Annotated in this window: 18 protein-coding genes; 12 read left to right on the plus strand and 6 right to left on the minus strand. The window is 59.5% G+C overall.

The annotated features are described in order from the left end of the window. Positions 1–85 precede the first annotated feature (85 nt). The 5 genes from can (at position 86) to Azoinq_RS06845 (ending at position 6,065) form a co-directional block, all read left to right on the plus strand. A complete protein-coding gene (can, locus tag Azoinq_RS06825; RefSeq protein ID WP_216130662.1) occupies positions 86–748 on the plus strand; it encodes a carbonate dehydratase in 663 nt (220 codons plus the stop codon). Positions 749–873: 125 nt separating this feature from the next. After that, positions 874–2,385 carry an acetyl-CoA hydrolase/transferase family protein gene (locus tag Azoinq_RS06830; RefSeq protein ID WP_216130660.1) on the plus strand — a complete coding sequence of 504 codons (1,512 nt, stop codon included), beginning with the start codon at positions 874–876 and terminating at the stop codon, positions 2,383–2,385. Positions 2,386–2,776: 391 nt separating this feature from the next. Beyond that, the gene (locus Azoinq_RS06835) at positions 2,777–3,679 is read left to right on the plus strand and encodes a hypothetical protein (protein ID WP_216130658.1); all 903 of its coding nucleotides are present in this window, start codon (positions 2,777–2,779) and stop codon (positions 3,677–3,679) included. 785 nt (positions 3,680–4,464) lie between these two features. Beyond that, complete coding sequence (locus tag Azoinq_RS06840; protein ID WP_216130656.1) at positions 4,465–5,388, plus strand: ROK family protein; 924 nt, start codon at positions 4,465–4,467, stop codon at positions 5,386–5,388. Beyond that, complete coding sequence (locus tag Azoinq_RS06845) at positions 5,385–6,065, plus strand: MOSC domain-containing protein (protein ID WP_232368587.1); 681 nt, start codon at positions 5,385–5,387, stop codon at positions 6,063–6,065. The genes Azoinq_RS06840 and Azoinq_RS06845 overlap by 4 nt, the downstream gene beginning before the upstream one ends. Before the next feature lie 148 nt (positions 6,066–6,213). Here the strand turns inward: Azoinq_RS06845 and Azoinq_RS06850 are convergent, their stop codons facing one another. The 6 genes from Azoinq_RS06850 to rsmB all read right to left on the minus strand — a co-directional run bounded on the left by Azoinq_RS06850 (position 6,214) and on the right by rsmB (position 15,034). Continuing rightward, the gene (locus Azoinq_RS06850) at positions 6,214–8,229 is read right to left on the minus strand and encodes a primosomal protein N' (RefSeq protein ID WP_216130654.1); all 2,016 of its coding nucleotides are present in this window, start codon (positions 8,227–8,229) and stop codon (positions 6,214–6,216) included. Between the two features lie 391 nt (positions 8,230–8,620). Continuing rightward, on the minus strand, positions 8,621–9,685 hold the full coding sequence (hemE, locus tag Azoinq_RS06855) for a uroporphyrinogen decarboxylase (RefSeq protein WP_216130652.1): 1,065 nt from the start codon (positions 9,683–9,685) through the stop codon (positions 8,621–8,623). Positions 9,686–9,799: 114 nt separating this feature from the next. Continuing rightward, a complete protein-coding gene (locus Azoinq_RS06860) occupies positions 9,800–11,059 on the minus strand; it encodes a sigma-54-dependent transcriptional regulator (RefSeq protein ID WP_216130650.1) in 1,260 nt (419 codons plus the stop codon). After that, positions 11,037–13,196, minus strand: coding sequence for a sensor histidine kinase (locus Azoinq_RS06865; protein WP_216130648.1), 2,160 nt, complete (start codon positions 13,194–13,196; stop codon positions 11,037–11,039). Before Azoinq_RS06865 ends, Azoinq_RS06860 begins: the two co-directional genes overlap by 23 nt. Position 13,197: 1 nt before the next feature. Then, positions 13,198–13,794, minus strand: a complete 597-nt coding sequence (locus Azoinq_RS06870; RefSeq protein WP_332460835.1) for a DUF4390 domain-containing protein — start codon at positions 13,792–13,794, stop codon at positions 13,198–13,200. After that, positions 13,754–15,034, minus strand: a complete 1,281-nt coding sequence (rsmB, locus tag Azoinq_RS06875; protein ID WP_216130646.1) for a 16S rRNA (cytosine(967)-C(5))-methyltransferase RsmB — start codon at positions 15,032–15,034, stop codon at positions 13,754–13,756. The genes Azoinq_RS06870 and rsmB overlap by 41 nt, the downstream gene beginning before the upstream one ends. Positions 15,035–15,148: 114 nt before the next feature. Between rsmB and Azoinq_RS06880 the strand changes: the two genes are divergently transcribed. The 7 genes from Azoinq_RS06880 to Azoinq_RS06910 all read left to right on the plus strand — a co-directional run bounded on the left by Azoinq_RS06880 (position 15,149) and on the right by Azoinq_RS06910 (position 22,811). After that, positions 15,149–16,048 (plus strand): cation diffusion facilitator family transporter, encoded by a 900-nt coding sequence (locus Azoinq_RS06880; RefSeq protein WP_216130644.1) that lies wholly within the window; start codon positions 15,149–15,151, stop codon positions 16,046–16,048. Further along, on the plus strand, positions 16,049–16,609 hold the full coding sequence (locus Azoinq_RS06885) for a S1/P1 nuclease (protein ID WP_216130642.1): 561 nt from the start codon (positions 16,049–16,051) through the stop codon (positions 16,607–16,609). It abuts the gene before it with no gap. 31 nt (positions 16,610–16,640) lie between these two features. Continuing rightward, on the plus strand, positions 16,641–16,976 hold the full coding sequence (locus Azoinq_RS06890; RefSeq protein WP_216130641.1) for a hypothetical protein: 336 nt from the start codon (positions 16,641–16,643) through the stop codon (positions 16,974–16,976). 275 nt (positions 16,977–17,251) lie between these two features. Next, complete coding sequence (locus Azoinq_RS06895) at positions 17,252–18,442, plus strand: tyrosine-type recombinase/integrase (protein WP_216130639.1); 1,191 nt, start codon at positions 17,252–17,254, stop codon at positions 18,440–18,442. Next, entirely contained in the window at positions 18,435–20,372 is a 1,938-nt protein-coding gene (locus Azoinq_RS06900; RefSeq protein ID WP_216130637.1) for a site-specific integrase, read from the plus strand. The genes Azoinq_RS06895 and Azoinq_RS06900 overlap by 8 nt, the downstream gene beginning before the upstream one ends. Next, positions 20,369–22,414: a hypothetical protein gene (locus tag Azoinq_RS06905; RefSeq protein ID WP_216130635.1), complete on the plus strand. Its 2,046-nt coding sequence runs from the start codon at positions 20,369–20,371 to the stop codon at positions 22,412–22,414. The genes Azoinq_RS06900 and Azoinq_RS06905 overlap by 4 nt, the downstream gene beginning before the upstream one ends. Further along, positions 22,407–22,811, plus strand: coding sequence for a hypothetical protein (locus Azoinq_RS06910; protein WP_216130633.1), 405 nt, complete (start codon positions 22,407–22,409; stop codon positions 22,809–22,811). The genes Azoinq_RS06905 and Azoinq_RS06910 overlap by 8 nt, the downstream gene beginning before the upstream one ends. The last annotated feature ends 51 nt before the right edge of the window (positions 22,812–22,862 follow it).

Consider the following 22,862-nt stretch of genomic DNA (forward strand, 5'->3'; position numbering starts at 1 on the left):
CCATTCTACCTTTGTCAGGAAAATCATCCGGTTTCGCGTTAAAATAGACAGGCGTTATTAATAATTATAGAAAGACTTCATCCCCATGGCAGGAAACGCTGGGCTGGAACATTTGTTTGAGCAAAACCGTGCATGGTCAGAAAGTATCCGGGCAGAAGACCCCACTTTCTTTGACCGGCTGGCTCAGCTCCAGGCTCCGGAATATCTGTGGATCGGCTGTTCCGATTCCCGGGTGCCCGCCAATGAAATTACCGGGCTCCAGCCCGGAGAAGTCTTTGTCCACCGCAACGTGGGCAACGTGGTGGTCCACAGCGACATGAACTGCCTCTCCGTGATCCAGTATTCCGTGGAAGTGCTGCGGGTAAAGCACATCATGGTGGTGGGGCATTACGGTTGCGGTGGGGTGCTGGCGGCCCTCAACAACCTGCGCCTGGGCCTGGTGGATAACTGGGTGCGGCATATCCAGGATGTGCGCCAGAAGCATGGCAAGCTCATTGAAGCCATTGAAGATCCCCAGGCCCGCCACGACCGGCTCTGCGAACTCAATGTGATCGAACAGGTGTTCAATGTCTGCCATACTACGGCGGTACGGGGCGCCTGGGATCGGGGCCAGGACCTGACTGTTCACGGTTGGGTCTATGGCCTCTCCGACGGGCTGGCCCACGACATGTATGTCTCCAGTACCAATTACCCGGATTCCTTGACGGCTTACGAGGCCGCCATCGCCCGGATCAGTTCGCCGGCCTGAACGATCCTGTGCACGCCGCTTTCCACCGGAAGCGTCGCTGACGGGTGGTCCTATCGGGCCCCCGGGCCGGAGCTTTTTTAACCGACATAGCAGTTATAAAACCCATACACCAAAGGAGTTGATCCATGTCTGCAGGAACACGGATTCTGAACGCTGCCCTGCGCAGCAAGATCATGTCGGCCGAGGAAGCCGCCGCCCTCATTCCCTCCGGCGTTAACGTCGGCATGAGCGGCTTTACCGGTGCCGGCCATCCCAAGTCGGTGCCCGCCGCCCTGGCCAAGCGCATCATGGATGCCAATCTGTATGGCAAAAAGTTCAAGATCGGCGTGTGGACCGGTGCTTCCACCGCCCCCGAACTGGACGGCGCCCTGGCCATGGTGGACGGGGTGGAAATGCGCCTGCCCTACCAGTCCGATCCCACCTGCCGGAAACGCATTAATGCGGGGGAAATGGAATACATCGACATCCACCTTTCCCACGTGGCCCAGTCCGTCTGGTTCGGCTTCCTGGGCAAGCTGGACGTGGCCGTGGTGGAAGTCTCCGGCATTCTGGAAGATGGCCGCCTGATTCCCTCCTCCTCCGTGGGCAACAACAAGACCTGGCTGGACTGTGCCGACAAGGTGATCCTGGAAGTTAATTCCTGGCAGCACCCGGCCCTGGAAGGGATGCACGACATCTATTACGGTACCGCCCTGCCGCCCCACCGTAAGCCCATTCCCATCATCAAGACCGATGATCGGATCGGGGAACCCTATTTCCGCGTGGATCCCAACAAGATCATCGCCATTGTGGAAACCCACCAGACCGACCGGAATTCCGCCTTCTCCGCGCCGGACGAAAGCTCCCGCAAAATCGCCGGGCACATCCTGGAATTCCTGGAGCACGAAGTGGCCAAGGGCCGTCTGCCCAAGAACCTGCTGCCCCTCCAGTCCGGCGTGGGCAATATCGCCAATGCGGTGCTGGCCGGCCTCAACAAGGGCCCCTTTGAAAATCTGACGGCCTACACGGAAGTGTTGCAGGACGGCATGCTGGAGATGATCAAGTCCGGCAAGCTGACCGTCGCTTCCGCCACCGCCTTCTCCCTGTCCCCCAGCGCTCTTACGGAACTCAATTCCGACCTGGACCGCTTCAAGCACAACATCATCTTGCGGCCCCAGGAAATCTCCAATCACCCGGAAGTCATCCGCCGCCTGGGGGTCATTGCCATGAACGGCATGATCGAAGCGGACATCTACGGCAACGTCAATTCCACCCACGTCATGGGCACCAAGATCATGAACGGCATCGGCGGCTCCGGCGACTTCGCCCGGAACGCCTTCCTGTCCTTCTTCATGACCCCGTCCCAGGCCAAGGGCGGGGAAATCTCCTGCATCGTGCCCATGGTCTCCCACGTGGATCACACGGAGCACGACGTTCAGGTGATCGTCACCGAACAGGGTCTGGCCGACCTGCGCGGTCTGTCTCCCAAGCAACGGGCCAAGGTGGTCATCGAAAATTGCGCCCACCCCCATTTCAAGCCCGCCTTGATGGACTACTACAAGCGCTCCCTGGACCATTCTCCCGGCAAGCAAACCCCCCACCTGCTGGAAGAAGCCCTGGCCTGGCACCTGCGCTACCTGCGGGAAGGCCAGATGTAATTCCCGGGAAATCCTCCCCCCAAAGCCCCGCTTCTGCGGGGCTTTTTCTTTTCCCCTACACTGGCGGCTGTCCCGTGTTTTTCCCCATTCCCATGCGCATCGGCATTGACCTTGGCGGAATAACGACCATCTGATATCCAATAATAACGATTATTATCTAATTGAATTAAATCCTTGGTTTCATTATTTTACTAAAATCCTATTATCTATTGACTATTACCAGCCATATTATCCATATTTCGTCATAATCGTACTCAGGTTTTCTACTAATGCTCTCACCCATCAATCCAATAAGTTCTTCTAGCAGCAGATTTTATATTGTCGTGTTTCATTAAACGGTAACTCGTTTCGGATGATTCTGTTTCAATGCTACTTATTTACTCAAGTTCAAATGAAACTACCTAACTCGCTCACCGGTTACCCCCGCGTTGCTGGACTGGCGCTCATCATCTACATCGGTACCATGATATTACCCGTGTGGTGCCACGGCATCCCACTCCCAAGCAACCAACAGACGCCCCCTCCCAAGCATTGTCAGCCGGCAAACTTCGCCCTTGGGAGCTCCACAAAATTCTGCCTGCAAACGGACCGAACCAACTCACAGGCGCTGACCCTGCACATCTACCAATCTACTGCTTCTGGTACTTATCGTCTGAGCGATACGTTATCCATCGAAGATTGGTATAGCAATGGCTTTGCCAAAGTCCTGCAAACAGGTCCCAACCAAGCCGATATGATAGTTGCCCAAGGAACCGGAACCCACGGCACAGGAGTCGGCCAAACTCTGATCTATCTGATTGCCTACCACAACCAGCGTTTTGAACCGGTGCTATTTGAGTCTCTATCGCATACGCTAACCGAGCCAGAAGGCATGAAACGTTGCGAAGGCACTCTTTCTCTTGAACTACTTGGGAAACTTCGGGTTTTCACCAAAAAGGGCAAACCCATCGCTAGAATCGACTATCGGTTTCGAGGTGACTATCAGCCAGACACTGAAACTTCACCCAAGACACCTGCCCGGCACATGCGCAATCAATGGCACGATGAACTGTCTTATTGTCCCGCAACAGCTTCTTTTTACGGCTGCCAATCAAGCAATAGAAAAAAGCCGACCAACGTCGTCAGGGCCGCTATCGATAAAGCACGCCAGGAATTTGTTAAGCAACGCCCGTCTGTCTACCCAAGTCAATCAGAAGAACAAGAAAGCCCGACCACCAGCATGTGGGGGCTTCTCGATAATATCATCCGATATCCTGAACTAATGCGCACTAATCGCACCGATATCCCGAACTAATGCTCACTGAGCGCGCAAGAGTCTTTGAATTCAAGCTTTTCTGACCATATGCAGGGAAAGGCCGAAAGGCGGAAATTACCCTAGCTTTCCTACTCGAGTCCATCCGACATTATCGGTCATGAACTCGGCCAGTAAGGCAATTAATGTGGTATCTCAGCGACGTTTACAAGGCCATGGTGATCGGCTAGCTAATAGTTAGTCCCCAAGGCTTACTTTTCGACCTTTTTGCGCCTTTGGAAGGCCGTTCCGCCCCAGCCTTAATGCCTCAGCAGCTTGGAGCTCATTGTTTCGTGGCCCCGGTACGGATCGTATTTCGAACGCTTTTATTTCTTGATGGCAACTTGGTGCACTTCCGTGATCGTTTTTCTCATCAGCATGGTGAGTTACACGAAGGCGCAGTCGTTGTATTCAGTGTGCTAACCAGACTAAAAATCGATTGGCAGGGAAACGGGGTGTTGACGTTTCTGCGGTCACGGGATTGCAGCAAACGATGGATTTGAAACGCCCTTACCGCAGAAGGTGAGGCTGGGAGCAGCAAACTAATGCGGCAGCCACCTTGGTGAAGCAAATTATGCTCTGGGGGGGCATTCATCGTGCATCCAAGTCTAAAGTCAGAGGTATTTTTTGCTAACTTTGGCCACCAGCAAAACCAGAGGCAAGACCAATAAAGTACTCAACAAGCCTCTATTAAATAATAATGCATACAACAGGCTTCCTGGATACCCATTTTATTTTAATTAGATACGTAGCCATAGAAAATCTGAAACATTACTTCATTAAAAATCATGCCACTACGTATTGGAATTGATCTTGGCGGTACAAAAATCGAAATCCTGGCCCTGGATGACCAGGGCCGGGAACTCCTGCGGCGGCGGGTGCCCACCCCGGCCCGGGATTATTCGGCCACCCTGGCCGCCCTGGTGGGGCTGGTGCAGGAAACGGAGGCCACCCTGGGCTTAAAGGGCTCGGTGGGGGTAGGCATTCCGGGGGCCGAATCCCTGGCGGATGGGCGGGTGAAGAACGCCAATTCCACCTGCCTCATCGGCCACCCCCTGGGCCGGGACCTGGAAAGGGCCCTGGAACGCCCGGTACGCCTGGCCAACGATGCCAACTGCTTTGCCTTGTCGGAGGCGGTGGATGGGGCAGGGCAGGGGGCGAACAGCGTTTTCGGGGTGATCCTGGGCACCGGGGTGGGGGGCGGTATCGTGCTCCAGGGCCGAGTGCTGGTGGGAGCCAACGCCATTGCCGGGGAGTGGGGCCACAACCCCCTGCCAGCTCCCCAGAAAGAGGATTTGCCGCTGCCCGCCTGCTACTGCGGGCGCCGGGGCTGCATAGAAACCTATCTGTCCGGTCCCGGCCTGCTGGCGGACTACGAACGCCAGCCCGGCGCCGACCCGGAGATCAAGGACGTAGCAGACCTGGCAAGCCGGGCGACGGCCGGGGATCCCTTGGCGGAGGCCGCCCTGGGCCGCTACGAAGCCCGGCTGGCCCGCAGCCTAGCCACGGTCATCAATGTGCTGGACCCGGAGGTCATTGTTCTGGGGGGCGGCCTGTCCAACCTTACCCGGCTTTACCGCACCGTGCCCCGGCTGTGGGGGCCCCATGTCTTTTCCGATACCGTCCGCACCCGGCTTCTGCCCAACCGCCACGGGGATTCCTCCGGGGTCCGGGGTGCCGCCTGGCTGTGGCCCCAGGAGTCTCACCCGTGACCACGCCTGACTTCGCCCTGACGCTTCAAAGCGTCTATACCGGCGGCCCGGGCCCCCTGCCGGACGGCCGCCCCAGCGGCATCTACAAAACCCTCCGGGACACCCCCCTCACCGTGACCACCCTGGGCATACAGGGGGACCACCAGGCGGACCCTCGGGTCCATGGGGGTCCGGACAAGGCCATTCACCTCTTTCCCCGGGAAAATTACCGGGCCCTGGCCACGGCCTTTCCCCACCTGGCAACGCGCCTGGTGCCCGGGATGCTGGGGGAAAATCTCAGCACGGCGGGCGGTGACCAGGCGGCGGTGTGCATCGGGGACCGCTACGCCTGGGGAGAGGTGGTGCTGGAATTAAGCCAGCCCCGCCGCCCCTGCTGGAAAATCGACGCCCGCCTGGAGCAGGACGGAGTGGCCGCCTACGTGGCAGAGCAGGGCCTGACGGGCTGGTATTTTCGGGTGCTGCGGGGAGGCCTTGCCCCGGCCCGGGGGCAGCTTACCCTGGTGGCACGCCCCAATCCCGGCGCCACCCTCACCGCCCTGGCAGACCTCATGGGCCAGCATCGCCCGTCTATAGGGGCCCTGGAAGCAGCGGCCCGGTGGCCGGGGCTGGCAGGGGATGTGGCCCGGCGCTTGAGGCAGCGGGCGGATTGGCTGGGCCACCAGCCGGAGACCGACTAGGGGCGGGCAAGCTAGAGCGGGAATAGGGGAGATCGGGCTGGGCGTTCCCCATGGGCTTTGGGGAAAAGACCATCTGGCGGGGCTAATCCGGCCTATCAAAGGCGCTCTCGGCACCAGACCACGGTGAGGCGCAGGCCCAGGCCCCCGTCTAAAACTCCAGGGGATCCACTTCTAGGTGCCAGCGCAGCCGGGATGGTGCTTTGATGGCCGTAATTTCCGGCACCCAGGCGGAAAGAAAGGCCTGGAGCGCCGGGCGCACCATGGATTCCGCCAGTAGCTGGCCCCGCTCCAGATTGGCCAGCCGGGCCATGCGCATGGGCACCGGGTCATAGAGGGCCACGGCCCGCCCCTGATCCAGAGCCGCGCCCCGGGCCCGGGCCTCACTGAGGAACTTGAGGGCATCCCCCATATCCGGGGCTTCCGCCCGCAGCATGGCCTGGAAGGCAAAGGGAGGAAAGCCCGCCTGGCGCCGCTCTTCCAGTTGGGAAGCGGCAAAGGCCGGGTAGTCGTGCTGTACCAGGGCCCCATACAGAGCATGGCCCGGCTGCTCGGTCTGGATCAGCACCTCCCCGGGCAGCTCGGCCCGGCCAGCCCGCCCCCCCACCTGCATGAGCTGGGCGAAAAGCCGCTCCGGTGCCCGCCAGTCGGCGGCGAAGAGGGCCGCATCTGCCCCCACCACCTCCACCAGGGTAAGGCGGGGAAAATCGTGGCCCTTGGCCAGCATCTGGGTACCCACCAGGATATCCGCCCGGATCGCCGGGTCCGTGCTGTGGATCTGGGCCAGCAGGCCTTCCCATTGCTTGCGGGAGCGGGCCGAATCCCGATCCACCCGCAGGATATGGGCCTGGGGAAAGCGCTCCGCCAGGGCCTCTTCCAAGCGCTGGGTGCCCCGGCCAAAGGGGTGGATGTCCTGATTGCCGCAGGTGGGGCAGGCCCGGGGGATAGGGGTCTCGAAACCGCAGTGGTGGCAGCGCAGGCGCCGGTCCGCCAGATGGAGCACCAGATTGGCGGCACAGCGGCGGCAGCGGGAAATCCAGCCACAGGCCGGGCAGGCCAGCACCGGGGCATAGCCCCGCCGGTTAAGGAACACCAGACTCTGTTCGCCCCGCTCCAGGCGTTGCTCCAGGGCCTGCCAGAGGGCCTGGGAAAGGCCGTCCTGGAGCTTTTCCTTGCGGGTATCCACCAGACGCACCGTGGGCAGCTGGGCGTTGGCCACCGCCCGATCCCCCAGGGTGAGGAGGGTGTAAGGGTGTTTGTTGCCTTCCCCGATGGCATTGGCCCAGGATTCCAGGGCCGGGGTAGCGGAGCCCAGCACAATGGGCACAGCCCGCTCCCGGGCGCGGAACACGGCCACGTCCCGGGCGGAATAACGCATTCCGTCCTGCTGCTTGAAGGAGGCGTCGTGCTCCTCATCCACCACAATCAGGCCCAGGTCCGGGAGCGGGGTGAATACGGCCAGCCGGGTGCCCAGCACAATGCGGGCGCTACCGTCGAAGGCCGCCTTCCAGTGCCGGGTGCGGGCCGCTTCCCCCAGTTCGCTATGGAGGGCTACCAAGCCCACTTCAGGAAAACGGCTGCGGAAGCGGGCCTCCAGCTGGGGCGTGAGGTTGATTTCCGGCACCAGCACCAGGGCTTGCCGCCCCTCCGCCAGGGCCCGGGCCACCAGACGCAGATAGACCTCGGTTTTGCCCGAGCCCGTAATACCGTAGAGGAGGAAAGGATGGAAGCCGGGACCGGCCCCCAGCACCGCCTCCACCGCCTGGGCCTGGCCCGGGGTTAGTTCCGGAGGCGGCGCCCCGGGGGGCACCTTGGCTCCAGCCCGGACAGCCCGGGCCTTGGGGGGATGGGGGCGACGCAGGCCCACGGGCAGGGCGGCCAGCATGGCTTCCCCCAGGGGCACATGGTAATAAGCGGCGCAGAAGCCGCAGAGACGCAACCAGTCCGGGGGCAGGGGGGGCAGGTCCCGGAGAATCTCATCCACCGGCTTCAACTGCTCCGGCGGCAGCTCTCCCTGTTCCAGCACCTCGGTGATGATGCCGATCTTTTCCCGATGGCCGAAGGGCACCCGCACCCGGCGCCCCACGTCCCCCGGCACCCCGTCCGGGGCCAGGTAATCGAATTGACGATACAGGGGAACATCCAGGGCGACCCGCACCACAGCCATGGCGGCTCAGCTCCGAACCAGGGAGAGAGGGAGCAAAAACCCGCCTTCCATGGGGAAGCGACAGGGGCATGGGGCGGCCCCCCGCACCCGGCCAGGGCGGAAGATCGGCCCCCCCTGGGCCTCCCAGGCCTGACCCGGTTTTTTCCCCACACAGGCTGTGGATAACTTTGTGGGTTTTTTTGCCTTCCCCGTGACCTGCCCGGGGGATAACACCTTCCGCCTACCCGCTGTGATAACAAAAGCATCACTTTTATTCATGTAAATCATTAGCTTATTTAAGACTCTTAATTCTCTACAATGAATTGTGACGCTTTGTATCGGGTGGGGAAAACTGTGCATAAGTCTTGGGACAACCGGGGGAGCCTCGGGCCCACCCCGGTCCCCTTCCGGCTCAGGCGGGGAAGCGGGTGTAGCCGTGCACCGTCTGCACCAGGGCACTCACGTTGTCCGGCGGGGTGAATTGGGAAATGCCGTGGCCCAGGTTGAAAACATGGCCCGTATTGCCCGGGCCGAAGGCTTCCAGCACCTTGCGGGTTTCCGCCGCCACCACTTCCGGGGTAGCGAAGAGGACGCTGGGGTCCAGATTGCCTTGCAGGGCCACCCGGTCACCGACCCGGCGCCGGGCTTCCCTAATATCCATGGTCCAGTCCAGGCCCACGCCCTGGCAGCCGCTAGCGGCGATATCTTCCAGCCAGAGTCCGCCTCCCTTGGTGAAGACGATGGCCGGTACCTTTTCCCCGTCCCGTTCCTTGATCAGACCGGCCAGGATGCGCTCCATGTAGGACAGGGAAAATTCCTTGTAGGCGGCGGCAGACAAGCTGCCTCCCCAGGAGTCGAAAATCATCACGGCCTGGGCGCCGGATTCGATCTGGGCGTTCAGGTAATCGGTCACCGCCCGGGCGGTCACATCCAGGATGTGGTGCAACAGCTCCGGCCGGGAGTAGAGCATGGTCTTAATCTGGCGGTAATCGCTGGAGGAACCGCCTTCCACCATGTAGCAGGCCAGGGTATAGGGGCTGCCGGAAAAGCCGATGAGGGGGACGCTGTTGTCCAGGGCCCGACGGATTTCCGCCACCGCATCCATCACATAGCCCAGGTGCTGATGGGGGTCAGGCACCCGCAGAGAGCGGATTTCCCACTCATTGCGCAGGGGCGACTCGAACTTGGGGCCTTCCCCTTCGGCAAAATAGAGCCCCAGGCCCATGGCGTCGGGCACGGTGAGGATGTCGGAGAAGAGAATGGCCGCATCCAGATCGTAGCGGGCCAGGGGCTGGAGAGTAACCTCGCAGGCCAGATCCGGATTTTTACAGAGATCCAGGAAGCTGCCGGCCCGTTTGCGGGTCTCGCAGTATTCGGGAAGATAACGCCCGGCCTGGCGCATCAACCACACGGGAGTGTAGTCGGTGGGTTCTTTGAGCAGGGCACGGAGAAAATTGTCGTTGCGGGGTCGGGTCACGTCGGGCTCCGCCGGAGAAAAACGGGAATTATCCGCTATTCCCGCGCCCCCCGCCATTTTCCCGGAACGGTTCGCCCGCTTCCTGGACAGGAAACAAGGGCCCGAGGGGAGCCCTCAGGCCTCTTCCCCCTTACGGCCCGTGGACACCCCCAGCTGCTTCAGCTTGCGATAAAGGTGGGTACGCTCCAGGCCGGACTTTTCCGCCACCCGGGTCATGTTGCCCCCGGTCTGCTTGAGCAGGTATTCGAAATAGAGCTTTTCGAAGGCGTCCCGAGCTTCCCGCAGGGGCTGGTCCAAAAGGGGCAGCAGGGGCTGCTGGCCGGCTTCACTTTCCGCCTCGCTGTGCAGGAGATGGGCCACATCCTCGGCGCTGATTTCCTCCTCCAGGGCGGTCAGTGCCAGATTGCGCACCGTGGCCTGCAACTCGCTCCAGCCGTCCCCATGCCAGCGGTGCATGCGCAGAGCGTTGAGGGCGCCGCTGGCAAAGCGCCGGGTCGGCACATCCCCCCGTTCCACCAGATGGCCCAGGAGCAGGCTGGCAATTTCCGGCACCTCGTCCCCATGGTTGGCCAGTTGGGGCAGGGCCAGCCACACCGCCCCCAGGCGGGAGAGCAGGTCTTCGTCCCAGCCCCCTTCCTTGAGGGCCGTCAGGGGCTTGGTACAGGCGGTAACCAGAAGCAACCGGTGCTTTTCCAGGCGTTCCAGGGCATAGACCAGATTCATCTGCTGCATCCGCCCCAAGGCCGCCAGGTCCCCCACAAACACCACGCCACCGGCAGAAGCCTGTAAGCGCTCCTGGGTGAGGGGGCCAGATTCCGCCGCCAGATCGAGCCAAGGGGAATGGGGCACCTGGAGGGTCCGGGCGCAGATTTCCGCAATGGCTCCGCTGCCCCCCTTGAGATGCAGGATGGCACTGCCCTTGGCCGCTTGGTCCAGACGCTTTTTTAAATCCTTTAGCAGGGGAGAGCGGGCGAATGCGTCCAGGGTCAAAGGCGGCTTCTGGGCCTGGGGATCATACTTGAGGGCCTTTTTTACCGTGGCCAGGAGCTTTTGCAGAGCGATGGGCTTTTCCAGGAAATCCACCGCCCCCAGGCGGGTGGCTTCCACCGCCGTATCAATGGTGCCATGGCCGGACATCATCACTACCGGCATGGTCAGAAGCCCAGCCCCCCCCCATTCCTTGAGCAGGGAAATACCATCCGTATCCGGCATCCAGATATCCAGCAAGACCAGATCCGGGCGCTTTTCCGCCCGCAGCCGACGGGCGGCGGCGGCATTTTCCGCCAGCCAGGTCGTATGGCCCTCGTCGGCAAGGATTTCGGAAAGCAGTTCCCGGATGCCGATTTCGTCGTCAACGACCAGTATCTGTGCCATGCGTGTCCTCCCCGGCGATGGGCAGGCGGATGGTGATTTCCGCCCCGGCCACCTGACCGGTTGAAAGTCCAGGTTTGTTGGTGATGTGAATACTGCCCCCGTGCTCGTCCACGATTTTGCGCACAATGGCTAGGCCCAGCCCGGTGCCCCGGGGCTTGGTCGTGACGTAGGGCTCGAAAGCTCGGGCAAGAATTTCCTGGGGGAAACCGGGGCCGTTGTCCCCCACGGTAAGCTGGACGTAGCGCCCGGCCAGGGAAGTAGTGAGGTCGATCAGGGCGTCCGGGCTATCCGCCAGGGCGTCCTCCGCGTTGCGCAGCAGGTTGTGGATGATCTGGCGCAGCTGGGTGCCATCGCCCCGCACCGGGGGCAGGTTGTCCCCCAACCGGACCCGGAGTTGGGCGGAGGAGGTTTCGTAGAGGCCCAGCACTTCCCGCACCAGGGCATTCAGGTCCAGGGGGGCCAGCTGGGGGGGCGGCATCCGGGCGTAATCCCGGAAGTCGTCCACCATGTGCTTCATGGCCTGCACTTGATTGATGATGGTCTGGGTAGAGCGTTGCAGCATATCCGCTTCCCCCCCTTCCAACCGATCCGCCAGTTTCATTTGCAGGCGTTCGGCGGAAAGCTGAATGGGGGTGAGGGGATTCTTGATTTCATGGGCCAGGCGCCGGGCCACTTCCCCCCAGGCGGCGCTGCGCTGGGCGGCAATGAGCTGGGTAACGTCGTCAAAAACCACCACGTAGCCGCCACCGCTGGCCTCCGGCAGGGAAGAGCCCCGCACCAGCAGTACCTGGGGCGCGCCCCCGTCCCGCTCCAATTCAATCTGGGACTGCCATTCCTCTTCTTTGTGTTCCCCAAAGCCGTCCCGAATGGCCCGGCCCAGGACGGACTGGCGCGGCCAGGCCTCCACCGGGTCCCCCAGGAGGCCGACAAAATCGTCTCCCAGGATGGCGGACGCGCTCTGGTTCAGGGCCCGCAGGACAAAGCGCCGGTCAAAGGCCAGCACCCCGGCAGACAAATTGGCGAGGATTTCTTCCAGGTAAGCCCGGGCCGATTCCAGTTCGGAACGGTGCCGCTCCGTCTCCCGCCGGGCGTCGTCCAGCTGACGGGTCATTTGGTTAAAGGACTGGGTCAGCACCCCCAGCTCATCCCGGCTGTAAATGGCCTGTCGGGGGGTGAAGTCCCCGGCGGCGACAGCCTGGGTGCCCTCGGCCAGGATAGAAAGGGGCGCGGACAGGCGCCGGGCCAGCACGTAAGCCACCGCAATGGCGGTAAACAGGGCCAGGAGCAGGGTCAGGGTCAGGGTCAGGGCATAAATCTGGGTCAGGCCCTGGCGGGCCAGGGACAGTTCCTGATAGTCCCGGTACACGTCCTGGACTGCCTCCGCATTCTGGGCGATGGTGGCGGGGACGGGCTGGGTCAGCTGGAGAATGCGGGGTTCTTCCTGCAAACTGAAAATGGGGAGGGGCACCAGCACCCGCAGCACCATATCTTTGCCCGCTTCCCCCTCGATGGTGCTGATGCCCCGGGAAGCCAGCCGGGCCTGCTTAAGCTGGGCCACGCTGGGCAGGAGGGGAATAAAGCTGGAGTAGCTGGCGTTGGCATTGGCCACCACCTGGCCGGACAGGGAGAAAAGGGCGGCCGAATCCACCCCGGCCTGGTCCCGCAGCCGGTTGAGCAGCAGGTGACGGGCCATGTCCGGATGGCCCGCCAGTTCCCCCGCCATGTGATGGCCCTTTTCCGTGAGGTCGGACAGCAGGGTATCCAGGGTGCTGCGCCCCAGGTTCAGCCCGGATTCCAGGGCCTTTTCCACCCGCACGTCAAACCAGGAATCAATACTCTTGGTGACAAACTGCACCGAGACCCCGTAAATCACCACCCCGGGCAACACCCCCATGAGGGCAAACATCACCAGCAGCCGCAGTTTCAGACGGGAGCCGAACACCCTGGCCCGGTATTCCCGCCACAGGCTGCGCAACTGCCACGCCACTAGGCCGGCCAGGGCCAGGGCCATCAGGGCATTAAGGCCGAGGAGCCAGGGATAGTGCTGGGCGAAGAGGGAAGTATTGGCGCTGGCGCTGGCCAGAAGGAACAGGAGGATGGTCCCCACGGCCGCTGCCACTACGACCAGGGCCTTCATCCTAGCGGGCCTCCCGGGGTTCGGGGATAAAGTTCCAGCGGGCCCAGTCCGAGCTCAGATTCCATTCCCGATAGGCTAGGGCCGTGAGCTGGAAGGGTTTGGGCAACTGACTGGTATCCAGGCGGAAGCGCACGGAAGCCTGATAGGGCTGGCCATAGACCAGGCCGCTACTGCCCCGCTCCAGCACCGTCCAGTTGCGCAGCCGGGAAAGGAGGCGCAGGGCCGATTCCAGGGAATTAAAGTTCTGGTGCAAAGCCCCATTGGAAAGCCGGTAGAGGCGGGTCAGGGCGTTATAGGACAGGCGGTAGGTCAGGGTCCGGCTCGCCACCTTGTCATCCAGCCAATACCAGCGGTGGCGGTTCAATTCGAAGTCCACCACGAAATAAAGCACCACTCCCCGATCCACCGCCTCTTCCAGACGGTTATTGAAGTCGATGTTGAAATCGGCGGACAGGGCATAGCCATCATCCGTAGGCGTCAGGCTGGGATTGCGCACCTCCACGTCGGCAGCCGCCGCCCAGGGCAGCCACACCAGGAGGAGCAGGAAAAACAGGGGATTAAGGACGTTTTTGCAGCAGTGCATAGTAAAAGCCATCATGGCCGTCCCCATCCGTCCGGGGCAGCAATTGGATTTCTGTCACGCCCTCTGCTTCCCCCGGGAGGGGCACCCGGAGCGCGTCCGGATGACGGTCCACAAAGGCGGCAATCTGGCGGGTATTTTCTTCGGGGAACAGGGAACAAGTTGCATAGAGGAGTTTACCTCCCGGGGCCAGGCAGGACCACAAAGCTTCCAGAATCTGGCGCTGTAATTTGACCAGTTTGGGAATGTCCCGGGAGCGGCGCAGCCATTTGATGTCCGGGTGACGCCGTACCACCCCGGAAGCGGAGCAGGGTACATCGGCCAGAATCCGGTCAAAGGGATGGCCGTCCCACCAGCCCCTGGGGTCGGCACCATCTCCCACCTTGACCCTCGCCCCGGTCAGCCCCAGGCGCTGGAGATTTTCCCCAATACGCTGGCAGCGGGCCGGTGCAATATCCAGGCAGAGCAAATCCACCCGGGCCTTTTCCAGGATGTGGGCGGACTTACCCCCTGGCGCGGCGCAGGCATCCAACACCTTTAGGCCATCCTCCAGGTCCAGATAGGGGGCGGCCCGTTGGGCGCCTCCATCCTGAACGGAAACCCAGCCCTCGCTAAAATGGGGCAGGGCGGTGACTGCCACTGGCTTTTCCAGGCGCAGGCCCACGCTCCCCAGGGGGGTGGCCGCCAGGCCCTGCTCCTGCAACAGCTTCAGATAGGCGTCCCGCTCAATATGCCGAAGATTGACCCGCAGAGCCATGGGCGGGGGAAGACGACAGGCCTCCACCACCGCCGGCCACTGGTCCGGGTACGCCTGCACTAACTTTTCTCGCCACCATTGGGGAACCCAGCTGGCCGCCTCCGGATTGTCCGTCAGCCCTTGGAGGAGTGCTTCCCGGCGGCGCAGGTAGTTGCGCAGCACCCCATTGACCAGGCCTTTGAATTTTCCTCCCGCCAGATAGGCAGCCGCTTCCACCGCCTGGTCCACCACCGTAAAACCAATGTCGCTGCGGCTTTCCAGGCGATACAAAGCCACCAGCAGTAGGCTGTGCAAATCCCCGTCTTTCAAGGGTTGGCGCAACAACTGGGCTAACAGGCCTTCTCCCCAGCCGTAGCGGCGCAGACAGCCGAAGCATAAATCCTGGAGTTGGGCCCGCATGGCCGTATCCAGACGCTGTTCCGCCGCCAGGGCGTCGGTCAGGCTGCGGCCCTGACGGACCTGATTGACCAGACCGGCTGCCAGATACAAAGCCAAAGCCATGGAATCCCGGGGGAGGGGAGGAAGATGGGCGGACACAGGGAACCAGGAAGGGAAATTGGGCCGCACAGTTTAGCATGGCCGAGCAGGGCCCATTTTTAGGGGATAATTCGCCCCATGAACTCCAAGCCTTTGACCCGTTACGCCTGGCTCTCCATTGCCGCCGCCGTGGCCACCATTCTGCTCAAGGGAGCGGCCTGGTGGCTCACCGACTCCGTCGGCCTGCTATCCGACGCCCTGGAATCCTTTGTCAATCTGGCCGGAGCCGTCATGGCCCTGTGGATGCTGGGCCTGGCCGCTCTGCCGCCGGATGAAAACCATGCCTACGGCCATACCAAGGCAGAATATTTCGCCAGCGGCTTTGAAGGTCTGCTCATTCTGGCCGCAGCCGGAGGGATCGGCGTTACCGCCATCCTCCGCCTACTTCATCCCCAGCCTTTGGAACAGGTCAGTCTGGGCCTGGGGATTTCCCTGCTCGCCTCCCTGGTCAATTTCTTCACCGCCCAGGTACTGCTTCGGGCGGGCAAGTCCCGGGGCTCCATTGCCCTGGAAGCAGATGGGCGCCACCTCATGACCGATGTCTGGACCTCCGTAGGGGTTATCGCCGGGGTGGGTGCCGTGGCCCTTACCGGCTGGCTCTGGCTCGACCCCCTGCTGGCTCTGGTGGTCGCGGTGCATATCCTGGCCACAGGCTGGGAACTGGTACATCGATCCGCCTCCGGTCTGATGGACGAAGCCTTACCCCCCGCCCGGCAGGCCGCGGTGGACGCCCTCCTGGACCACTACCGGCAACGGGGGATCGGCTTCCACGCGGTACGCAGCCGTCAAGCGGGCACCCGAGCCTTCGTCACTCTCCACGTGCTGGTGCCCGGCGTCTGGACCGTGCAGAAAGCCCATGCCCTGGCGGAAGAGGTGGAAGCGGGCATTCGGGAAGCGGTCCCCGGCGCCAACGTCATGACCCACCTGGAGCCCTTGGAAGACCCCCTGTCCCACGCGGACATCGACTTGGACCGCTGAATGCAGCCCCGGGAAGGGAGAAGCCGCTTCTTTCTCGGGAAAGCCGCCCTGGCCCTCCTGGCCCTGAGTCTTTCCTTTTCCGCCGTAGCCTGGAATGGCACTGGCCATAGACTCATCGCCCACATCGCCTGGCAGCAATTAAGCCCGGAGGAACGCGTCCTCCTGGGGAACTGGCTGCAACGCCATCCGGATTATCCCCACTGGCTAAAGCATCGCCCCGCCTACCCAGGCGCCTCCCCTGCCTATGTGGCTTTTGTGGAAGCGGCCACCTGGGCCGACGACATCCGTCGCCAGCGCCATAGTTTCCAGGAAGATTCCATTTCCCCTTTTACGGAAACAGAGGAACTCGCCTCCCATCCGGATTGGCACTTTCAGGATGGCGCCCGTTCCGGCCCGGAAGCCGGGCGACTGGCAGAGGCCCTGGAAACCTTGCCCGGGCAACTCAAGGGAAGAGGAAATATTTCCCCCTTGGCCCTGGTCTGGCTGGAGCATCTGGTGGGGGATGCCCACCAGACATACAAGTTGACACGCCGAAGGCATGAGGAGCAAGTTCGTATATGATGGACAAATATTTCGGAATGGGTAGGGTTTTTTGTATCTATTTAATAAAAAGTCTGTGGAGCTGTCGGAAGCTGCCGACGCGGCTCTCTGTACCGATGGTCAGCAGGGAGGAGGTGCTGAACTTGGCATCATCGTCGCTAAAGGCCGGGTCCGGCGCACGCTGATATGGCTACGCGAGCGCGTCGGAGATGCGGCCATCGTGGCCGCTGTGGGCCAGTTGCCCGGCACCCGCAAGCCTTGCCTTTCAAACCTCGTTAAATTGTTGGGCGAGCCCTTTCCGGAAGGGCTGAAAGTCACCGACCGAGACACTGCTTTGAAGCACATAGCAGCCTTGCGCGCAAAGCTCACCGGCGAAAGCGAACGGTGAAGAGACTCCGAAAGGTCCTGATCCCGGTTTTCGTATTAACCGAGACTTGTGACGCCTGCAATCCACTCGGCTTTAAACGGAACATCCCACAGGGGAAAGGGCGTGAATCATTCAACTATCACTATCGTTCCGTGATTGAGCCGATTACAGGGCAACGCCGAAACTACAACTTGTTTCCTGTTGTTCTAGACTCTTCTGGTGCGCCTTGGGGTATTGCCAACAACTACCTGCTTTGCAAACTAGAGGCAGAACCCCAACCAAACATGAACTCGTGCATGAGCCAAGCAGACGATCTTGGCGCCTATCGCGAATGGTTAGATGAACATACCAACCCCGACGAGTTGCTGTTCCACTTCCCAAGGAACAAGCTGGCACGGGTGACATATCGGTATCGTGGCCATCTAATACAGAAGATTTACGCACGGGAACTTGCGCCGGCGACGGCCAAAAGGCGCATGGGGGTGGTGATCAGCTTTTATCGCTGGTTGATCGAAGAAAATCTGTTTGAACCCGACTTCCCTCCCTGGCAAGAACGCCAATATCTGCTCTCTGTCAAGAATACTCATGGGTTTTCAATGACGAGATCTGTCGCCTCTACCGATATTTCAATCAAGGCATCCAAGACTGATGACCCCTTCGAGGGCACCATTCAGGACGGGAGTAAGCTGCGGCCCCTTTCCGTCGAGGAACAACAATGGGTGATGGAGGGGGCACGTACGCTCGGCAACCCGGAGATGCAATTGCTGATCCTTTTCATGCTCCTTACCGGCGCGCGAATCCAGACCGCTTGCACCTTACGCGTACGTCACTTTATCGGCACGAATCCACACTTTGGTAGGGCGCTGTCGAGCGACATCCAGATATTCAAGCTACCCGTCGGCCCCGCAACTGGAATCGACACTAAGAACGACAAGAACATGGTCTTGCAGGTCCCTCGTGCGCTATACGAGGTCTTGCGTACCTACGCCCAATCCAGTCGGGCCAAGCGTCGTCGCGAGCTAACGATCGATGGCGACAATCCCGATCAATACCTGTTCCTCACACAACAAGGTCGTCCCTACTTCACCGGCAAGGACGAGGCGCTGACCTTTGACCCCAAACTGAAACGCCGCCATCAGAAAACCGGCGGCACGGTGCGGCAGTACATCAAGGACCACCTGATCCCCTACATTCGGCATAGATACGACAAGAACTTCCACTTCCGCATCCATGATCTGCGGGCATCCTTCGGCATGAACCAGACTGACATGCAGATGTCTCTGGTCGAAAAGGGGGACATCACCTTGGCTAAGGCACGCATAGCTGTCATGGCCTTGATGGGACATGCTAGCAGTGCAACTACTGACCTCTACCTAGACTACCGCAAGCAGATGCAGCAAGCTTACGCTGCCATAAACGGCTACGGAGATCAGGTGCAGGCATGGATCAGCGATGCGATAGCGGGCATCGGATATAACGATGAATGAGCCGATTGAAAACCACTTCAGTTCCCGCCCAGCCTACGTTCTCGGTCTGCCGCTGAAGGATGAAACACTTATCATTCATCCGGAGCAGGTGATCCTAAAAATTGGATCGGATTATATGGATGTCGGCGCACTCTGCTATGCGCTGCGCTCGAACAACAAGGGCAAGCGCAGCCAGCCAGCCAAAGTCGTGTTGCCGTCTTTGCTTAAACAGCGCCCTGCGCAAATACTTAAGCTCATCACGGTGCTCTCGACTATGCTGGATGGGCGCCGGCCGAGCACTATTTCCAGTCTATACAAGTATTTGAAGGCCCTGCTGGACTGGGCTGATACCAACGGGCATACGGACTGCCTCGCTGGAGGCAATGCTACCCGTAACGCTTTCCGTTCCTACGCAGCCCACGTAGAGGACCGATTTCGGCGGCAAGAAATCGGATCAATAAGCGCCTACCACCAGCAAAAAGGTGTTCTTTATTTGCTCGAAGCAATCACCGGCCTTGAGGAAATTGCACGCGGTGTGCGACTCATAAAACAAACTCACCAGCCGAATGGGGGCACTGAACCCGTACCGGATCACGACTTTGCACAAAATCTCGCGATAAGCCAGATGCTATTCGATGGATTGTCAGATTTGGTTCTCGAAAATCGCGCTTTCCCGTTCAAACTCGAATTACCGGAATCCCTTGGCTGGGAACACAACCATCTTTGGTTGTTTCCAGTGCATCAATGGCGATTACCCCCGCATAGATGGAGTATGCGCAAAATGCAGGCCAACCCGAACTGGGCCTACGACTACCAGAATGGCCGTCTCGCCACCGTGGAGGAAATCTGGCGCAATTACAGTCTGAGAGAATCCCCCAAGGTCGCACGAACAAGGGCCGCCTTCAATATCCGAAAGGCCCAACGACGCATCAACAACGCAAACGCTAATTCCCGTGACCGCGTTCGTTTCATGCTTGGCATGATTGCCCACAACTCGTTCTGCTATCTGCTTCACGCCAATTCTGGTGGCAACCAGCAACCGATTCTTGATTTGGAAACTGACGGCATGCTGGATACAGTCGTCACGAACCAGGGGTATCGGAGCATCAAATTTAGAGCATCGGGAAAAGAAGTATTTATACCCATTCCGATTTCTTTCCTACCCTCGTTACGCCGCTTTCTGGAACTGCGCACATGGCTTCTCAACGGCACATTCAATCCTTATCTGTTTATCACGTATGGACCGCCCACCAAAAAATTTCTCCAACCGCAAAAAGCTTCCAACAGGATTCTCGAAGCCCACTACAACGTCCTTCTTAGGATCGAACCTAAGCTGAAACGCATTCGCGCCCTTGCAACCCGCGCCACGGTAAACGACGCACTCCTACGAAAGCACGATGCCAGTATCGTCGCAAAAGTCATGGGGCACTCCGAGGCCACAGAACTCATGAAATACGGGCGCGGCTCGGTAGTCGATCACCGGGACGATATGACTACCCTTTTTCAAAAGATCTCAGCTGCCGCAAAAAAGCAAAGGGTCATTCCGGTTCGATCCGCTCTTGGAGAGAAAACGATACCACTGGAACAGGGGGGCGGCTGCGCGCACTACGGCTATCCCGACCCAATGACGGACGCCGCTGCATTCCAACCTGATTGTGGGGGCGGCTGCTGGTTCTGCGGTCACCGCTTGTTGGTGGCCGACGAGGAGGATGCACGCAAGCTCGCATCTGCATCCTTTGTCATGCTGCAATTGATCCTTGGCCCGCAACATGAGGCCAAGCTACGTCCGCTGATCAGCAAATGCGAGTCCGATCTGGAAACCATTGCTCAAACCTTTGACTGCCGCCCCATGGTGGAGAGGATCAAGAAGGACGTACATGAGGACGGGAACCTCACGCGCTACTGGGCCGAGAAGTACCTCCTCTTCCTTGAGCTTCAGGTGATCGTATGAGCGTGATGCTCGGTGCATGCTTCGAAAAGAAAGGGGTATGTGCTCCAGACCCATGGCTGGATAGTTATGGCATATCGCTGCCATTGGATCATGTCGTCACCCGTGACAAAAACGGTGGGCCAATTTCACGTTTGGGCGATTTCAAATGGGATTTGACAGCGTATACCGCCCATGGAGAAAAGTGCATCCTGCATTTTGATTATTGGGCAGGTTCTAGCCGCAAGGAGATCAACAAATCTCAATGCACTGACTCCCGAATCGGGCGTATGCGTGAATTGCAGTTTCTGATGTGCAAGAGGTTATATCCTGCAGATGGCAGCACCAGCAGTCCTCGCTCACTCATGCGTAATCTGCTCGTTATCCGGAAGGTCGCACTTTTCGCTGAACAGCATGACCGCTCGCTGCAAGAAATTTTCGAGCAACCTGAATGGCTTGATGCCTGCATTTCCAAGATGCCTGACTTTCAGTGCAACCATTTCATGGCTTGGCTCAATTTCCTCAACAAGCTCAACCCAATAACTGAACTTGGATTCCAAGTCGCCAAGCCGCTTCGCATCAGGGATCTCAGTAATCGCGGCAGGCGATATAGGGAAAAGATGAAGCAACATGCGGCGTTACCGACGCGCATCTATTCTTTACTAATCACCAATCTTTCGACTGAACTGGACGACATTGAGACACATAAGGAAAGACTGCTTGATCTGTTGCGCGATGCGATCCAAGTCAGCACTAAAGCCAAGATAGCAGGGTGGCGAAGTTATGAGACGCCTATAAGAAGTCTGGGCTCACGGTTGATCACGAAACACGACTTGGCGGACTATTTTAATAAGCGCGGATACGTTCATAGCATGCACAGTATTTCGGCTTTCATCAACGAAATTTTTCATGTCTGCGCCCTTCAAATCCATACATTTTCTGGGATGCGTCACAACGAAGGGAGAACACTCCCTTTTTACTGCATGGAATCCGAAAAACGCAACGGGCGATCCCATGCGTTGTTCGTTGGTGCAACAACAAAGTTCAACGGCGGACGGCGAACGCGAACCAAATGGGTTACAACAGACAAGGAAGGATTTAGAGCCGCGCGGCTAACGCAGGAATTTGCTACCGTCATCTACGAGTACATGGGCATCACGCCTAGCGATGACGAAGCCACCAAGGACCGCTATCCGCTGTTTATTTCAACGGAATACTTACCGTGGGGTATCCACCGTTCCGGTGACACCGAACGGTTTCATCAGCTAAAGGCACGAAGTTACAAAGCACTCTCTGCACGACTACTGCCAACCATTTCCGCCGCAGACATTGACGAACTGGAAGACATTGACCCCTTCCGCGCCTGGGCTAACGAAGAGGAATTCACTATCGGCAACCGTTGGAAGTTGACTAAGCATCAGCTACGTCGCTCGCTTGCCCTGTATGCCCGCGCCTCCGGTTGCGTACGCCTGTCCTCACTCCGCCGTCAGCTCCAACATATCAGCAATGACATGAGCGCCTATTATGGTAATGGCTGTGCCTTTGCCAAGGATTTCCTAGCCGATGATTCCGAAAATTTCAGGGAGCATATTGCACTCGAGTGGCAAGAAACGGAGGCAGAGGCAGCAGTGCTCGCAATGGTTTGGGATGTACTCAAATCTAATGAGCCACTGTATGGTGGCGCGGGCAACTTCCACGATCAGCAGCGCAGGAATGGCAGCCTGATGACGCGAAAGCAAATAGAAAAAGCTGTCAAAGCAGGAACGCTTGGCTACACCCCCCACCCCTTGGGCGCATGCGTTAAGCCCGGACCCTGCGAAAAGCGCATGGGTCTAAACTTCATTGACATAGCCTGCGCGAACGACAACTGCAAGAACCTCGTTGGCAAGCACTCCAAAATCATCCAGGTAATCAAGGCAAAGTGCGGGATGCTGGAGCGCATAGACAAAACCACGCTGACCTACAAAGCAGAAAAGGAAGAGTTAGATGAACTGGTGAAGATAGAGGCTCGCTGGAGGCCGCAAAACGGCCTGGCAACGCCTTTACGGGAGGCAGAGAATGGCTGACATCCTCGACGACTACCGCGAAGCTCTGGAACGGCTAAAAAAGGGCCGCCCGATCAAGGTAACCAAGGGGACGAAGATCACCAATGATTCGGTGAGCCTAGAGGCCGGGCGCAAGAAGGGCACTATCAAGCGCAGCCGGCCAATCTTCAAAGACCTGATTGCCGAGATCGATGCCGCTGGCGCAGAGCAGTCAAACCCAAAGGACGAATCGAAGGCCAAACTCACGGAGTTGAAAGCTGAAGTTATGAAATACCGGACACTATGGGAAGAAGCGCTAACGCGCGAAGTATCGCTGGTAAAGCAGCTTTGGGACGAGCGGCAGGAGTGGTCCAAGGAAAAGGCCATGTTGACTGGCGAAAAGGTGACGGCAATCAATAGAAGAAAAATGGAACGGTAAGCCTTGGAGATACCGTCCGCCAGTTTCAGATGCAGGGGCCCATTTCCCGGC

Origin of the sequence: Azospira inquinata, from assembly GCF_018905915.1 — a bacterium.
Classification (GTDB): domain Bacteria; phylum Pseudomonadota; class Gammaproteobacteria; order Burkholderiales; family Rhodocyclaceae; genus Azospira; species Azospira inquinata.

Bases quoted from the DNA above. Each gene is read 5' to 3' on its own strand.
- Azoinq_RS06865 (WP_216130648.1), bottom strand. From the start codon at position 13,196: ATGAAGGCCCTGGTCGTAGTGGCAGCGGCCGTGGGGACCATCCTCCTG.
- Azoinq_RS06880 (WP_216130644.1), top strand. From the start codon at position 15,149: ATGAACTCCAAGCCTTTGACCCGTTACGCCTGGCTCTCCATTGCCGCC.
- Azoinq_RS06830 (WP_216130660.1), top strand. From the start codon at position 874: ATGTCTGCAGGAACACGGATTCTGAACGCTGCCCTGCGCAGCAAGATC.
- Azoinq_RS06870 (WP_332460835.1), bottom strand. From the start codon at position 13,794: ATGATGGCTTTTACTATGCACTGCTGCAAAAACGTCCTTAATCCCCTG.
- Azoinq_RS06895 (WP_216130639.1), top strand. From the start codon at position 17,252: ATGAGCCAAGCAGACGATCTTGGCGCCTATCGCGAATGGTTAGATGAA.
- Azoinq_RS06850 (WP_216130654.1), bottom strand. From the start codon at position 8,229: ATGGCTGTGGTGCGGGTCGCCCTGGATGTTCCCCTGTATCGTCAATTC.
- Azoinq_RS06840 (WP_216130656.1), top strand. From the start codon at position 4,465: ATGCCACTACGTATTGGAATTGATCTTGGCGGTACAAAAATCGAAATC.
- can (WP_216130662.1), top strand. From the start codon at position 86: ATGGCAGGAAACGCTGGGCTGGAACATTTGTTTGAGCAAAACCGTGCA.
- Azoinq_RS06860 (WP_216130650.1), bottom strand. From the start codon at position 11,059: ATGGCACAGATACTGGTCGTTGACGACGAAATCGGCATCCGGGAACTG.
- rsmB (WP_216130646.1), bottom strand. From the start codon at position 15,034: ATGGCTTTGGCTTTGTATCTGGCAGCCGGTCTGGTCAATCAGGTCCGT.
- Azoinq_RS06885 (WP_216130642.1), top strand. From the start codon at position 16,049: ATGCAGCCCCGGGAAGGGAGAAGCCGCTTCTTTCTCGGGAAAGCCGCC.
- Azoinq_RS06900 (WP_216130637.1), top strand. From the start codon at position 18,435: ATGAATGAGCCGATTGAAAACCACTTCAGTTCCCGCCCAGCCTACGTT.
- Azoinq_RS06905 (WP_216130635.1), top strand. From the start codon at position 20,369: ATGAGCGTGATGCTCGGTGCATGCTTCGAAAAGAAAGGGGTATGTGCT.
- Azoinq_RS06835 (WP_216130658.1), top strand. From the start codon at position 2,777: ATGAAACTACCTAACTCGCTCACCGGTTACCCCCGCGTTGCTGGACTG.
- Azoinq_RS06910 (WP_216130633.1), top strand. From the start codon at position 22,407: ATGGCTGACATCCTCGACGACTACCGCGAAGCTCTGGAACGGCTAAAA.